We start from the raw sequence: 15,184 nt of genomic DNA on the forward strand, positions 1-15,184 counted from the left end.
CCGTACATCGAGGATCGGACGCGGAGCGTCCAGAACAGCATGCCCACGCGGAGCATGGGCACGATAGTCTTCCGGGTCATTATCGTTCACATGCTCCGCGTCACTAGCCGCCTTGCTTGATCAGTCCGCAAGGCGCCAGGTCGTGCCGCCCTTGCCGTCTTCCAGCAGTACGCCCATGGCGGTGATCTGGTCGCGAATCCGATCGGATTCGGCCCAGTCCTTCGCCGCGCGTGCAGCCAGACGTGCCTGAATCAGCGCTTCCACTTGCGCCGCATCGACCCGCCCTTCCGCGCCTGCACGCAAAAAGTCGTCGGCTTCCAGCTGCAGAACACCCAGCACACTGGCCAACTGCTTCAAGCGCGCCGCCAGACCCGCCGCTGCGGTGACATCGGATTCACGCAGGCGGTTGATCTCACGGACCATTTCGAACAGTACCGCACACGCTTCCGGCGTGCCGAAGTCATCATTCATCGCCGTACTGAAACGCTCGACGAACGCTTCCCCACCCGCAGGCTCGGCAACCGGCAACCCCTTGAGCGCGTGATAGAAGCGTTCCAGCGCCGCCTTCGACTCACGCAGGCTGTCTTCGGAGTAGTTGATCGCGCTGCGGTAGTGGCTGGATACCAGCAGGTAACGCACCACTTCCGGATGGTATTTCTCCAGCACGTCGCGGATGGTGAAGAAGTTGTTCAAGGACTTGGACATCTTCTCGCCATTGATGCGAATCATCCCGCAGTGCAACCAGGCATTGGCGTAGGTCTTGCCGGTGGCCGCTTCGCTTTGGGCAATTTCGTTTTCATGGTGCGGAAACTCCAGATCGCTGCCGCCACCATGAATATCGAAGGTGTCCCCCAGGCAGCAGGTCGACATGACCGAGCATTCGATATGCCAGCCCGGACGCCCTGCGCCCCATGGCGACTCCCAGCTCGGCTCGCCAGGCTTGACGCCTTTCCAGAGCACGAAGTCCAGTGGGTCTTCCTTGGACTCGTCCACTTCGATCCGCGCGCCGATGCGCAGGTCTTCGATCTTCTTGCGCGACAGCTTGCCGTAGCCCTGAAACTTGCCGACCCGGTAATACACATCACCGTTACCCGGCGCGTAGGCATAGCCCTTGTCGATCAGGGTCTGGATCATGGCGTGCATGCCAGCGATGTGATCGGTGGCACGCGGCTCCATGTCCGGCTTGAGGATGTTGAGGCGCGCCTCGTCCTCGTGCATGGCGTCGATCATGCGCGCAGTCAGCGCGTCGAATGACTCACCGTTGTCACGCGCACGATTGATGATCTTGTCGTCAATGTCGGTGATGTTGCGCACATAGGTCAGTTCATAACCGCTGAAGCGCAGCCAGCGCGTCACCAGATCGAACGCCACCATGCTGCGGCCATGGCCCAGGTGGCAGTAGTCGTACACGGTCATCCCGCAGACGTACATGCGCACCTTGTTACCATCCAGCGGTTTGAATACTTCTTTGCTCTTGGTGAGCGTGTTGTAAATAGAAAGCACTATCTGCCCCTCGGACATCTCAGGTCCAGGAATCCCGCAACGTGACCGTGCGGTTGAAGACTGGTTGACCGGGTTTCGAGTCCTTGATGTCCGCGCAGAAATAACCTTCGCGTTCGAACTGGAAACGGTCTTCCGGTTGCGCGTGTCCCAATGATGGTTCAGCACGACAACCGGTCAGCACTTGCAGGGAATCGGGGTTGATATTGTCCAGAAAGCTCGCGCCGTCTTCGGCTTTTTCCGGGTTGGCGGAGCGGAACAGGCGGTCATACAGACGCACTTCACATTCAACGCTCTCGGCCGCAGGCACCCAGTGCACAACGCCCTTGACCTTGCGGCCTTCGGGGTTCTTGCCCAGGGTGTCAGGATCGTAGGAGCAACGCAGTTCGACGATGTTGCCCTCTGCGTCCTTGATCGCTTCGTCGGCACGGATCACATAGCTGCCACGCAAGCGTACTTCACCATTGGGTTCAAGACGTTTGTAGCCTTTTGGCGGCTCTTCCATGTAATCGTCGCGATCGATGTAAATCTCCCGCGAAAACGGCAGCTCGCGCATGCCCAGGTCTTCTTTCGGATGGCGCGGCAGTTCCAGCTTCTCGACCTGACCTTCCGGGTAGTTGGTGATGACCACTTTCAGGGGGCGCAGCACACACATGGCGCGCGGGGCGCTGTGGTCCAGGTCATCGCGAATACTGAATTCGAGCATGCCGAAATCGACAACGCCGTCAGAGCGGTTGGTGCCGATCATTTCGCAGAAATTGCGAATCGATTTCGGCGTGTAGCCACGGCGACGGAAGCCCGACAGAGTCGACATGCGCGGGTCATCCCAGCCATTGACGTGTTTCTCGTCAACCAGTTGCTTGAGCTTGCGCTTGCTGGTGATGGTGTAGTTCAGGTTCAGGCGCGAGAACTCGTACTGGCGCGGCTTGCACGGCACCGGCAGGTTATCGAGGAACCAGTCGTACAACGGACGATGGCTTTCGAACTCCAGGGTGCAGATCGAGTGAGTGATGCCTTCAAGGGCATCCGACTGACCGTGGGTGAAGTCATAGATCGGGTAGATGCACCACTTGTCGCCGGTCTGATGGTGATGCGCATGACGAATGCGGTAGATAATCGGGTCACGCAGGTTCATGTTCGGCGAGGCCATGTCGATTTTGGCACGCAGTACACGAGCGCCATCTTCGAATTCACCAGCCTTCATACGCGCGAACAGGTCGAGGTTTTCCTCGACGCTGCGCTCACGGAACGGACTGTTCTTGCCCGGCTCGGTCAGGGTGCCACGGTATTCGCGCGCCTGCTCGGGGGTCAGATCGTCTACATAGGCCTTGCCCGACTTGATCAGCTCGACCGCCCAGTCGTGCAACTGGTCGAAATACTGCGAGGCGTAGCGCACTTCGCCCGCCCACTCGAAGCCCAGCCACTTGACGTCGCTCATGATGGCGTCGATGTATTCCTGGTCTTCCTTGGCCGGGTTGGTGTCATCGAAACGCAGGTGCGTATCGCCACCGAACTCCTTGGCCAGACCGAAGTTCACGCAGATCGACTTGGCGTGACCGATGTGCAGGTAACCGTTGGGCTCTGGCGGAAAGCGCGTGATGATTTTGCTGTGCTTGCCCGAGTCCAGGTCTGCCTGCACGATAGGACGCAGGAAATTGGTCGGTACGGCTGGGCCTGCCTTGGAATGGGCAGCGGGTTCTGGAGTGGGCTTGCTCATAGGATCCTTGGACATACGTGCGCGGCCAGGGTAGGCCGACTAAATCAAAGCGCTTATCATAGCCGAAGCTGTCAAGTCCCTGACAACAGAGTGCACATTTGAGGGCATAAAAGCTGCAAAAGCGCTGAAAAATGTAACCTCGTCCGTAAACTGCGCGTCAGGGTCATAATGTGCCCATTCATGCATGACTATAGAGCGACTTTCCACATGTCCAAAGTAAAGCTGACCACCAACCACGGCGACATCGTTCTGCAACTGAACGCAGAAAAGGCGCCACTGACTGTAGCCAACTTCATCGAATACGTTAACGCTGGCCACTACGAAAACACGGTTTTCCACCGTGTAATCGGCAACTTCATGATCCAGGGCGGCGGTTTCGAGCCAGGCATGAAAGAAAAGAAAGACAAGCGCCCGAGCATTCAGAACGAAGCCGATAACGGCCTGCCGAACAAGAAATACACTGTGGCCATGGCCCGCACCATGGAGCCGCATTCGGCCTCTGCGCAGTTCTTCATCAACGTGGCTGACAACGCCTTCCTGAACCACAGCGCCAAGACCGTTCAGGGCTGGGGTTACGCGGTGTTCGCCGAAGTCATCGAAGGCACCGACGTCGTCGACAAGATCAAGGGCGTTGCGACTTCCAGCAAAGCCGGTCATCAGGACGTGCCTGTAGAAGACGTGATCATCAAGAAAGCCGAGATCGTTGAGTGATACTGCTGATCTCCGATCTGCACCTTGAACAGGAGCGCCCGGACATTACCCGGGCGTTTCTGGATCTGCTCGCGGGCCGCGCCCGCGAAGCCGAGGCGCTGTATATCCTCGGGGATTTCTTTGAAGTCTGGATCGGTGACGACGCCATGTCACCGTTTCAGCTTTCAATCTGCAAAGCCCTGCGCGCATTGAGTGACAGCGGCACACGAATTTTTCTGATGCACGGCAACCGCGACTTCATGATCGGCAAGGGTTTCTGCAAGGCAGCGGGTTGCACCCTGTTGAGCGATCCGAGCGTCGTGCAGTTGAACGGTGAGCCCGTGTTGTTGATGCATGGCGATAGCCTGTGCACCCGCGATGAAGGTTACATACGGATGCGCCGTTATCTGCGCCATCCGCTGACGCTTTTCATTCTGCGCCATTTGCCGCTGGGCACCCGGCACAAGCTGGCGCGCAAGTTGCGCAATGAAAGCCGTGCGCAAACCCGTATGAAGGCCAATGATATTGTCGATGTGACGCCAGACGAGGTGCCGCGGATCATGCAGCAGTTCGGCGTGCGCACCTTAGTACACGGCCACACTCATCGCCCCGCGATTCATAAGTTGCAGATTGGCGATCAGGCAGCCAGACGCATTGTGCTGGGCGACTGGGATCGTCAGGGCTGGGTGTTGCAGGTGGATGAGCAGGGTTTCAGTCTGAGCTCATTCGACTTTGTGCCCGAGACGACTGCGCTGTTGAATTGATGGCGCGGGAACGCGGCTGAGAGCACAGCGGTTCTGCGATGTCAGGTGGATTGGGGTTCGACTCAGGTCACCTTTTTCGCCCCTCGGAGAGTTACTTTGAGGGGCCATAGTAACCAAAGCCCCTCGCCCCTGTTTCCGGCCCGACTTCGTCGGATTCCTTCGCCCTGTCACTAAGGTCGCACTCTGCGTCGCCAGTGCCATCGCGGATGAAAAGCACTGCGTTAGCAGCTGCTACTTATATGGCATACCGATCTTGAAGCTCAGGCAATCGACCGCATCACCGGCTCATCGCCTGTAACAGGCACATCATGCAACGATATTTTCGAGGTTTCCGGCAAGGACAGGCCGCCAGCCATCGCCAATACGGCTACGGCGATGAGGTAGAACGCTGGCGACAGGTTGCTGCCCGTGACACCGATGAGCCAGGTCGCCACCAGCGGCGCGGTGCCGCCGAACAGGGTGTAGGCCATGTTGTAGGTGATTGCCGAGGCGGTATAGCGGGTGCGGGTCGGGAAGGTTTCCGATAACAGCGCTGCCGTCACTACACCGCACAGCACTGCGCCCACAGCAAGCAGCATGACCCCGACGATCGAGGCAATGAACGAGCCGGAGCTGGCCATCAGGAATGACGGAAACACCACGACCATCAGCAGAGTACAGGCGGTTGCCATAGTGACCCGACGGCCAACCCGATCCGAATAGGCACCGGCCAGCGGACAGAGAGCAGCCGCAAAGGCCAGTGCGATCAACGACACCAGCAACGCCGTCGCCCTCCTCAACCCGCCCGCCACTTGCAGGTAGGTCGCAAAGTAAGTGGTGAACATATAGAACGACAGCGCCGTTAACGACACGAACGCTCCAAGACAACACATGGCTACTGCATGATGGCGCAAGGTGTCCTTGAGTGGCGAGTGAGCCACGGCGTGCTCTTGCGTGACAGCCTGAAATGCCGGGGTTTCGTCGAGCTTCCAGCGCAGGTACAAACCGACAAGCCCCAATGGCGCTGCAATCAGAAACGGCAGGCGCCAGCCCCAACTACTCATGGCCTCGGTCGACAGTGACGACTCCAGCGCGTAAGCCACCACTGCTGCGGCAGCAAAGGCGGAAAACGTCGACACCGGCACGAAGCTGCCGTACCAGGCCCGCTGCGTGCGCGGCGCGTGCTCCATGAGGTAGGCGCAGGCCCCGGCATACTCGCCACCGGCCGAGAAACCCTGCGCACAGCGAATCACAGTCAGCAGAATCGGTGCCATCACGCCAATCGCCGCATACGTCGGTAACAAACCGATCAGCGTGGTCGCGCCTGCCATCAACAGGATGGTCATCGCCAGGGTCTTCTTGCGCCCGATGCGGTCACCCAGCATGCCAAAGAAAATCCCGCCCAATGGCCGGAATGCGAAGGCCACGGCAAACACGGCGAAGGTTTTCAACAACGCGGCGCTGCTGTCACCGCTGGGGAAAAATTGCAGCGCGATGGTGGTTGCCAGAAAGCCGTACACGGCGAAATCGAACCATTCGACGAAGTTGCCGATGGCCGCTGCGACGATGACCTTTTTCAGCGTGGCAGGATCGACTTGCTCTACGGCGGTAGTTGTCATGGCTGACCTCGGCGTATTGATCTGGAATGGACCAATTATCGAGACAGCGACCCGGATGCCTCACTCCAGAAGTGTCATCCACGTAGTCATGGCCGACGTCTCGCCACCGATCTGCGCAGAATTCATGCCAAGCGCTCTGCGACAAGGCTTACAGGCCCATCGCGCGCCGCCCCTGCAGGCCACCGGTATGGACGAGGACCAGACGGCTGCCTGACTTGAACCGACCGGCCAGCACCTCATCGTGCAGGGCCAGCAAAGCCTTGCCGGTGTACAAGGGCTCCAGAGGTACGCCGCTATGCGCCTCGCTGCTGGCGATGAAGTCGAGCAGCGCGGCATCGGTTCTGGCGAAACCGCCCCGGCTGGCCTCCAGCAGGACACAGGCAGCGGGCAGGCTCGGCGAGGCGTTCACCTGCGACCCTGCGGCTTCTTTCAACACAGCCATGATGTTTTGAGCAACGCCATGATCGTCCGGCACCGCCATCGCGCCATATACCGGATGGGCGCCGGCCTCGGCCAACAGCAAACCGGCAAGCGTTGTGCCTGTGCCAACTGCCAGCCACCAGCCGTGATAATCGTCCCAGCCAAGGTGCCCGAGCTGGCTATCGACCATCTCCCGCAACCTTGCGCAGCCCAGCGCACCGGCAAGCCCGCCACCGCCTTCGGCAATCGGATACAGCTCAGGATATTGCGCCTGCCAGGGCAGCCAGAAATCTGCAGCATGTCGTGCTCGATAACCCGCATAGCCCAGCCAGTGCAATTGCATGCCAAAAGCTTGCAGGTCCAGTACCGTCGGCGTCTGCTGGGCGTGACCACGCAACAGGCCCACCGTCGGGAAACCGAAGCGCTTGCCCGCTGCCGCCAGCGCATGGAGATGATTGGAGTGTGCGCCGCCCAGGCTGATCAATCCCTCTGCACCCGCCTCGACAGCCTGGGTCAGGTGTTCGCTGAGCTTGAACCATTTGTTGCCGCTGATGAGCGAGTCAATAAGGTCCAGGCGCAGGATTGCCACCTCCACCCCGGCATCTTGCAGCCAGGGCAGGTTCAAGCGTTGCAGCGCAGCAGTGGGCTGCCAGTCAAGGGCGTCAACAATCATCCGCGCAGTTTACAGACAAGCTCAATCAGAGCGCAGCGGCCAGACGCGAACCCTGATCGATAGCGCGTTTGGCATCCAGCTCGGCGGCAACGTCTGCACCGCCGATCAGATGCACGCTTTGCCCGGCGCTGACCAGATCGTCATACAGCTCGCGCAGCGGGTCCTGCCCGGCGCAAATCACAATGTTATCTACCGCCAGCAGCTTTTCCTCGCCGTCTTCACCAATACGAATATGCAAACCGACATCGTCGATTTTCAGGTACTGGACGCTATTGAGCATCTGCACCTGTTTGTTTTTCAGCCCGGTGCGGTGAATCCAGCCAGTGGTCTTGCCCAGGCCGTCGCCCACCTTGGAACTCTTGCGTTGCAGCAGGTACACCTGGCGTGCCGGAGCGTGCACATCAGGTTTGATCCCGGCCACGCCGCCGCGCGCTTCAAGCATGGTATCGATGCCCCACTCTTTCCAGAACGCCTCGCGATCCAGGCTGGTGGCCACGCCCTGGTGTACGAGAAATTCCGACACATCGAAACCGATACCGCCTGCGCCGATCACTGCCACGCTGCGCCCGACCGGCTTGCGCTGCAAAATGACATCCAGATAGCTGAGCACTTTTTGGTTATCGATACCTGGGATGGCAGGAGTGCGCGGTGCGATGCCGGTTGCCAGAATCACCTCGTCAAAGCCGGCCCCTAGCAAGTCTTCGGCTTTTATGCGAGTGCCGAGGCGCAACTGCACGCCGGTTTCTTCCACTTTGTTGCGGAAGTAACGCAGCGTCTCGGAGAACTCTTCCTTGCCCGGCACGCGCTTGGCGATATTGAACTGGCCACCGATTTCGCTGGCCGAATCGAACAACGTCACCTCATGTCCGCGCTGGGCAGCAACGGTTGCAGCGGCCAGCCCGGCGGGACCGGCACCCACCACGGCAATTTTCTTCACCTGCCGGGTTGGCAGGTAGTTGAGCTCGGTCTCGTGACAGGCGCGCGGGTTGACCAGGCAACTGGTCAGCTTGCCGCCGAAGGTGTGGTCAAGGCAGGCCTGATTGCAGCCAATGCAGGTGTTGATCCGTTCGGCGTGCCCCGCCGCAGCCTTGTTGACGAATTCCGGGTCGGCCAGAAAAGGACGCGCCATCGAGACCATGTCGGCGTCGCCTTCGCTGAGGATGCGCTCGGCAACTTCCGGGGTATTGATCCGGTTGGTGGTGATCAGCGGCACCTTCACCGAACCACGCAGTTTGGCAGTAACCTTGCTGAACGCTGCGCGCGGCACCTTGGTGGCGATGGTTGGAATACGTGCCTCATGCCAGCCGATCCCGGTGTTGATCAGCGTCGCACCCGCCTGTTCGACCGCCTTGGCCAACTGGACGATCTCTTCCCAGGTGCTGCCACCCTCCACAAGGTCCAGCATCGACAGGCGAAAGATAATGATGAAATCAGCCCCGACCGCCTCACGCACCCGCGTAACGATCTCGACCGCCAGGCGCATACGGTTTTCATAGCTGCCGCCCCAGCGATCGGTGCGGTGGTTGGTATGGGCGGCGAGGAATTGATTGATGAAATAGCCTTCCGAACCCATGATTTCGACACCGTCATACCCGGCACTGCGGGCCAGCGTGGAACAGGTCACGAAATCAGCGATCTGCTTTTCGATGCCCTCTTCGTCCAGCTCACGCGGCGTGAACGGGTTGATCGGCGCCTGAATGGCACTTGGCGCAACCTGCTTGCGGCTATAAGCGTAGCGACCGGCATGCAGGATCTGCAGGCAGATCTTGCCGCCAGCCTCGTGGACCGCACGAGTAACGATGCGATGCTGCTCCGCCTCTTCGGCATTGGTGAGTTTTGCCGCACCGTCGTAGACACCACCCTCTTCGTTTGGCGCGATCCCGCCGGTCACCATCAACCCGACCCCGCCGCGTGCCCGCTCGGCAAAATAAGCCGCCATGCGCTCGAAACCACCCGGCCGCTCTTCAAGACCAGTGTGCATCGAGCCCATCAAGGTCCGGTTGCGCAAGGTTGTGAAGCCCAGGTCCAGCGGGGCCAGCAGGTGCGGGTAATGAGCAGCAGTCATGGCGAAGCTCCATCGAGTCAATCACGGGAAAACAAGGACCTCTGCGGGTCCTCTCATGGGCAACAGTAAAGACGCATCCAGCCCCACACTCAATGACCGAAAGTGACAAGTTATTGATCCAAACGCGCAGCGGCACTTGGCAAGCGCCTGACGTCGTCCTACCCTAGTCGACAATTTCCTGATGGCAGCCAGCCGGCCTTTTTATGCGCAAACTCTTCGCCATCTGTCTGATCCTGCTGAGCGTAGCCAGCCTTGTCAGTTACGCAGTCTGGACCGGACAACGTCCGGCGGGCCATTACCTGTCCGATCTGCGCATTCGCCTGGCAATCAATGAAGGCGAGCCCAGTGAACGCGGAAACCTGCTGGGCATCGAGCCGGAGCTGTTCCCCACGGACTACCAGAACACTGACCGACTGCACCGCAAGCTGGCAGCCTATCTGCAACAGGCCCGCGATTACGGGCTGATCAACCACAGAACGGTGGTAGTACTCCCCGAGCATATCGGCACCTGGCTGTTCGCCAGTGGAGAGAAGGATGAGCTTTATCAAGCCGCAACGGTCGATGAAGCGATGGACTGGCTGTCCTGGAGCAATCCGCTGCAATTCATCATGGCGATGCTCAGTGCCGAAGGCCGAGACCGTGTAGATGACGCCCATCTGCGCCTCAAGGCAAGATCGATGGCACGTGACTACCAGGCACTGTTCGGCGGCCTGGCCAAAGAGTTCGGTGTAACACTGGTGGCAGGCTCGATTGTGCTGCCGGAACCGAGTGTCGAAAACGGTCAGTTGAAAGTCGGTAAAGGTGCCCTGTACAACAGCAGCCTGACATTCGGCAGCGATGGCCAGCCGCTCGGCCAGCCTCAGCGTCAGCTGTACCCGGACCGTTTTCAGAAACGCTACGTGCACACGGCGAGCGACGCACCGTTGAATGTGCTCGACACGCCCGCAGGGCGTCTGGCGGTGCTGATCGGCGGCGACAGTTGGTACGCGGACAATTACGCACGCTTGAATCAGAGCGGCGCGCAGCTGATTGCGGTGCCTGCTTTTGTGATCGGCAAGGCCACCTGGTCCGAACCGTGGCGCAAGCCCCGGCACTCAGACATCGATATGGCAGCCGACAATCCAAGCGAGGGCGAAGCCTGGCATCGCCTGACCCTGATCAGCCGTCCTGCACAAAGCAGTGCACAGGCAGGGGTCAGCGTGTTCATGCGCGGGCAGTTCTGGAATCAGGGCGTTTCCGGGCAAAGTTTTGCCAGCCACGCAGGTCAGACAATAGCCGAACCGTCGTCTGACAATGGCCCCGCTGGCGGTGCCCGTCTGATCAACCTCTGGCTTTGATGATGTCGACCTTGACCCTGCGCCTTGGTGACCTGTCGGTGGGCTACATCCAGAGTCTGGCCGGCGCGGTCACTCGCTTGGGCAAGAATCCTGATCCGCTGCTCGAGCAGTACGGTCTGGACCCCGCCCGCCTGAGTCAGGCGGGTGCGCGACTGTCGATCCCGCGCTATATGCGCCTGGGACATGCTGCCATACAGCTTACCGGCCAGCCCGGGTTCGGCTTGTACATGGGCCAGCTCAGTCGTTTCGCGCATGCAGGTCTGGCGGGCGTGACCGCCGCGCAGGCCCCCACAGTGCGCGAGGCCGCCCGCACACTGATCCGTTTCGAGCCATTGTATGCGTCCAACTATCGCGGTCAGTCGAGCTTTCACGAGGATGCGCAAGGCGCCTGGATGCGCTTCTATTCAATCAGCCCCTATAACGCGTACAACCGCTTTGTTGTGGACTCGATCCTGGCGGGCTGGCTTGCTCAGCTCTCGACACTGGCGGGCACCGGGCTGCGTGCACAACGCGTCGAGATAGAATTCGAAGCGCCTGACTACGCCGCGCAATACGCCAGCCTGAGCGACAGCCCGGTGATATTTGCCGCCGCCACCAATCAATTGCGCCTGGATCAGAACTGCCTTGCATTACGCAACCCGGACCACTGCCCGAGTACCTGGCGGCATCTGCTGCAATTATGCGAAGCCGAGCTGGAGCAACAGACCCGTACCCGCAGCTTGCGTGAACGCATCATTCAACTGCTTGGGCCGCTATTGAACGGCGGCAGGGAACCGGATCTGGAAGAAGTGGCGGCAAGGCTCAAGCTGCCGACCTGGACACTACGACGCAAGCTGGCCGAGGAAGGCACATGCTTTCGCGCCGTGCTCAATGACACGCGGCGTGATCTGGCGATGACTTATATTCGCGACACTGAACTGGCGTTCGGGGAGATCGCCTACCTGCTGGGGTTCGCTTCTGCCGAAGCCTTTCAACGCGCCTTCAAACGCTGGAACGGACAGACTCCGGGAGAGTTCCGCCGCAGCCAGCGCCAAAGCGCATGAAGCCGTTCATAGCTCGGTAGCGTCGTCGGCAGGCTCTACCGGGTCCAGCTCCGATGCACGGTATTCAAGCAGTTCTTCCTGGTATTCGTCCATTTCTTCGCCCTCTTCGCTGATTGAGTATGGGTGATAATTAAAGCTGAAATAACTGACCGCAAGATCAACATTAAAGTGCCAATGTGAAATAAAAATGTTGATCCCTATCAAACAGACGAAAAAGATCGTCGCCGATTCAGCACGTGTCGCTATACGCTGCCAGTCAGGCACTATTGACTTGCAGGCCCGTGTCGACCTAACCTCAGGGCCATGAACCTCATCAAGCAAAACCTCGGCCAGATTATTATTACCGTCATTCCAGTCATGGCGGGTTAGCCGACGTTTGCAAAAACCCGCCCTGGAGGCGGGTTTCTTCTGTCTCCTGGGCAACATTATTGAACCAGGAGTCAGACATGATCGTTATCCCTCGCTCTATCGCCCTTCGTGCTTCACTGAACCTGATTATCGCTCTGCCATCTGTTGCGGCGCTGCGCATGTATGAGGGATCAACGCGATGAGCCAAGGCCAGCACGATCTGCTCAACCATTACGCCCGCAAGATCCTCACCTCCCGCGTTTATGACGTGGCGGTCGAAACCCCGCTGCACGGCGCTCGCCAGCTGTCCGAGCGGCTGGGAAACCGGGTATTGCTCAAGCGCGAAGACCTCCAGCCGGTGTTCTCCTTCAAGATTCGTGGCGCGTACAACAAGCTGGCGCAATTGACCGCAGAAGAGGCCGCACGCGGCGTGGTCACGGCCTCGGCGGGCAATCACGCACAAGGCCTGGCACTGGCGGCACGCGAACTGGGCATTCTGGCGACCATCGTCATGCCGCGCACCACCCCGGAAATCAAGGTCGAAGGCGTTCGCTCGCGGGGCGCCACGGTGGTGTTACACGGCGATTCATTCCCGGAAGCGCTGGCCTACTCGCTGAAGCTGGTCGACGAACAGGGCTTCGTCTACATCCACCCGTATGACGACCCCGACACCATCGCCGGTCAAGGCACCGTGGCGATGGAGATTCTTCGTCAGCAGCCGGGGCAGCTGGACGCTATCTTCGTACCGGTCGGTGGCGGCGGTCTGATCGCGGGTATCGCGGCATACGTCAAATACCTGCGCCCGGAGATCAAGGTCATCGGTGTAGAGCCGGATGACTCCAACTGCCTGCAAGCGGCAATGGCCGCCGGGGAGCGCGTGGTGCTGAGCCAGGTCGGGCTGTTTGCCGATGGAGTGGCGGTGGCGCAGATCGGCCATCACACCTTTGAAGTGTGCCGTCATTATGTCGATGAAGTGATCACCGTCAGCACCGATGAAATATGTGCGGCGATCAAGGACATCTACGACGACACCCGTTCGATCACCGAGCCCTCCGGCGCGCTGGGCGTGGCCGGGATCAAGAAATACGTCGAGCAGCGCGGCATCAGCGGTCAGACACTGGTGGCCATCGACTCCGGGGCTAACGTCAACTTCGACCGCTTGCGTCACGTTGCTGAGCGCGCCGAGCTGGGCGAAGGCCGCGAAGCGATCATCGCCGTGACCATTCCCGAGCAGCCGGGCAGCTTCAAGGCATTCTGCGAAGCCATCGGCAAGCGCCAGATCACTGAATTCAACTACCGCTACCACACCGACCGTGAAGCACACATCTTCGTCGGCGTGCAGACTCACCCGGAGAACGACCCGCGCAGCGCACTGATCGCCAGCCTGACCGGGCAGGGTTTTCCGGTGCTGGACCTGACCGACAACGAACTGGCCAAACTGCACATCCGCCACATGGTCGGCGGGCATGCCGAGCGCGTCGACGATGAAGTGGTGCTGCGTTTCGAATTCCCTGAGCGGCCGGGCGCGCTGTTCAACTTCCTCAACCGCCTGGGCGGACGCTGGACCATCTCGATGTTCCACTACCGCAACCACGGCGCAGCAGACGGCCGTGTGGTCGCTGGTCTGGTGGTGCCGGAGGAAGAGCGGCATCTGGTGGGCGCAGCGCTGGACGAGATTGGTTACCCGTATTGGGACGAGAGCGAGAACCCGGCGTACCGCTTGTTTCTGGGCTGAGGACGTAGATACCCCTCGTTCCTCATGCGGACCGGCATAGCTACGCGGAGCATGGGCGCGATAGAGGTTCTCTGGACACCTTGATTATCGTCCCCACGCTCTGCGTGGGGATGCAGTTCTGGACGCTCTGCGTCCGCCGTGCATGATCACGACAGCCGTTATTGAGCGGGCTCAGCCTCGGCTGGCTTGGCGCTGTCTGCTGGCTCGGCTGCCGGTGTGTCGACCGTTTCCGCCTTGAACGATGCAGGCTCGGCTGGCGCTGGCAATGGTTCGCTTGCCGCAGGCGGCGTGGCTGATTCGGCAGCGGGTTCGGCCTTGGCGGGCGACTCCGTTGCTGCTGGAGCCAGTTTGGCGGGTTCGGCCGCCTTGGCCGCCTTGGCAGGCTCGGGTGCGGCAGGGGCTACATCAGGAACACCCAGATCTGCCTTGGGCTTCTCGACAATATGCGCAGCCTTTTTCACTTCCGGTGGCAGGAAGTTTTCCACCAGACCGAAAAAGCGCTCGTAAAACTTCGCCGATGACACGGTTTCACTGGCCACCTTGACCATCGAGTCATCAGTGGAGCCTATCGGCATCGAGACGGAACCCAGCACTCCAACCCCGAGGCTGGCCGAGTTGTTGGTCTTCTTCAGCGCATAGCGGTCCTGCAGAGCGTTGGCGAACATGGTGGAACTACCATCCTTCGCATCAGCAGCGCACACCAGATTGAAGCTGATTTCAATATGCGCATCGCCGGTCTGTTGAAAGCTCTTGCGACCGGCAATCATCTTCGGATCGCTGCTGGTGATGATATAGCCCTGACTCAACAAGGCACGCCGCCCCGCTTCGCAATAAGCCAGGTCGGTGGCGGGATAACTACGGGAGAAGGTCCCGGCGTCATCGAAATGTTCGTGGTCATAAACCGCCTGCTTCGGCGATGAACAACCAGCTGCCATCAACACGGCAGAGATCCAGAATGCGGTACGAACGTTCAGTAGCTTAAACATCGAAAATCCTGAGGAAGGAAAAGACTGCCAGCAAGACTGCGAACTGGGAAATGGCGGTAAGTCTGCAACAAGGCCGACGCTGGATCAACGTACAGATCAAAAGGATTTGGATACAACACGTGTTCAGGCCAACCACCCTACTCGCCTACGGACAAAACGCAGACAACAAAAAAGCGACCCGAGGGTCGCTTTCGTGTTTGCTTCAAGGAGTTCAAGGGCCTTGAAGCGGTGTATGGCGCAGCGGACGGGACTCGAACCCGCGACCCCCGGCGTGACAGGCCGGTATTCTAACCGACTGAACTACCGCT

12 protein-coding genes are annotated in these 15,184 nt (G+C 59.8%); 5 read left to right on the plus strand and 7 right to left on the minus strand.

Annotated elements, in window-relative coordinates; translation table 11 throughout:
- Nucleotides 1-120 precede the first annotated feature (120 nt).
- Nucleotides 121-1,503: a cysteine--tRNA ligase gene (gene cysS, locus RYB09_RS18990; protein WP_011168154.1), complete on the minus strand. Its 1,383-nt coding sequence runs from the start codon at nucleotides 1,501-1,503 to the stop codon at nucleotides 121-123.
- Between the two features lie 19 nt (nucleotides 1,504-1,522).
- Nucleotides 1,523-3,217 (minus strand): glutamine--tRNA ligase/YqeY domain fusion protein, encoded by a 1,695-nt coding sequence (locus tag RYB09_RS18995; RefSeq protein WP_058408481.1) that lies wholly within the window; start codon nucleotides 3,215-3,217, stop codon nucleotides 1,523-1,525.
- 207 nt (nucleotides 3,218-3,424) lie between these two features.
- On the opposite strand from RYB09_RS18995, the gene RYB09_RS19000 reads away from it, so the two are divergent.
- On the plus strand, nucleotides 3,425-3,928 hold the full coding sequence (locus tag RYB09_RS19000) for a peptidylprolyl isomerase (protein ID WP_058401920.1): 504 nt from the start codon (nucleotides 3,425-3,427) through the stop codon (nucleotides 3,926-3,928).
- A complete protein-coding gene (lpxH, locus tag RYB09_RS19005) occupies nucleotides 3,925-4,671 on the plus strand; it encodes a UDP-2,3-diacylglucosamine diphosphatase (RefSeq protein WP_058401919.1) in 747 nt (248 codons plus the stop codon). The genes RYB09_RS19000 and lpxH overlap by 4 nt, the downstream gene beginning before the upstream one ends.
- 260 nt (nucleotides 4,672-4,931) lie before the next feature.
- Here lpxH and RYB09_RS19010 read toward each other — a convergent pair whose 3' ends face one another.
- The 3 genes from RYB09_RS19010 to RYB09_RS19020 form a co-directional block, all read right to left on the minus strand.
- The gene (locus tag RYB09_RS19010; protein WP_230017987.1) at nucleotides 4,932-6,269 is read right to left on the minus strand and encodes an MFS transporter; all 1,338 of its coding nucleotides are present in this window, start codon (nucleotides 6,267-6,269) and stop codon (nucleotides 4,932-4,934) included.
- 148 nt (nucleotides 6,270-6,417) lie between these two features.
- The gene (locus RYB09_RS19015) at nucleotides 6,418-7,362 is read right to left on the minus strand and encodes a 1-aminocyclopropane-1-carboxylate deaminase/D-cysteine desulfhydrase (RefSeq protein WP_316889744.1); all 945 of its coding nucleotides are present in this window, start codon (nucleotides 7,360-7,362) and stop codon (nucleotides 6,418-6,420) included.
- Between the two features lie 25 nt (nucleotides 7,363-7,387).
- Nucleotides 7,388-9,427 (minus strand): NADPH-dependent 2,4-dienoyl-CoA reductase, encoded by a 2,040-nt coding sequence (locus tag RYB09_RS19020; protein WP_316889747.1) that lies wholly within the window; start codon nucleotides 9,425-9,427, stop codon nucleotides 7,388-7,390.
- Nucleotides 9,428-9,630: 203 nt separating this feature from the next.
- On the opposite strand from RYB09_RS19020, the gene RYB09_RS19025 reads away from it, so the two are divergent.
- Complete coding sequence (locus RYB09_RS19025) at nucleotides 9,631-10,764, plus strand: nitrilase-related carbon-nitrogen hydrolase (protein ID WP_316889749.1); 1,134 nt, start codon at nucleotides 9,631-9,633, stop codon at nucleotides 10,762-10,764.
- A 2-nt stretch (nucleotides 10,765-10,766) separates the two neighbouring features.
- Nucleotides 10,767-11,807, plus strand: coding sequence for an AraC family transcriptional regulator (locus RYB09_RS19030; RefSeq protein ID WP_058408486.1), 1,041 nt, complete (start codon nucleotides 10,767-10,769; stop codon nucleotides 11,805-11,807).
- Between the two features lie 6 nt (nucleotides 11,808-11,813).
- Here RYB09_RS19030 and RYB09_RS19035 read toward each other — a convergent pair whose 3' ends face one another.
- Nucleotides 11,814-12,071 carry a hypothetical protein gene (locus RYB09_RS19035; protein WP_316889751.1) on the minus strand — a complete coding sequence of 86 codons (258 nt, stop codon included), beginning with the start codon at nucleotides 12,069-12,071 and terminating at the stop codon, nucleotides 11,814-11,816.
- A 283-nt stretch (nucleotides 12,072-12,354) separates the two neighbouring features.
- Between RYB09_RS19035 and ilvA the strand changes: the two genes are divergently transcribed.
- Nucleotides 12,355-13,890 (plus strand): threonine ammonia-lyase, biosynthetic, encoded by a 1,536-nt coding sequence (ilvA, locus tag RYB09_RS19040; RefSeq protein WP_410478321.1) that lies wholly within the window; start codon nucleotides 12,355-12,357, stop codon nucleotides 13,888-13,890.
- A 158-nt stretch (nucleotides 13,891-14,048) separates the two neighbouring features.
- Here ilvA and RYB09_RS19045 read toward each other — a convergent pair whose 3' ends face one another.
- Nucleotides 14,049-14,876, minus strand: coding sequence for a DUF2242 domain-containing protein (locus tag RYB09_RS19045; protein ID WP_058402709.1), 828 nt, complete (start codon nucleotides 14,874-14,876; stop codon nucleotides 14,049-14,051).
- Between the last annotated feature and the right edge of the window lie 308 nt (nucleotides 14,877-15,184).

Source organism: Pseudomonas syringae group sp. J254-4 (genome assembly GCF_032586855.1).
GTDB classification, from domain to species: domain Bacteria; phylum Pseudomonadota; class Gammaproteobacteria; order Pseudomonadales; family Pseudomonadaceae; genus Aquipseudomonas; species Aquipseudomonas amygdali.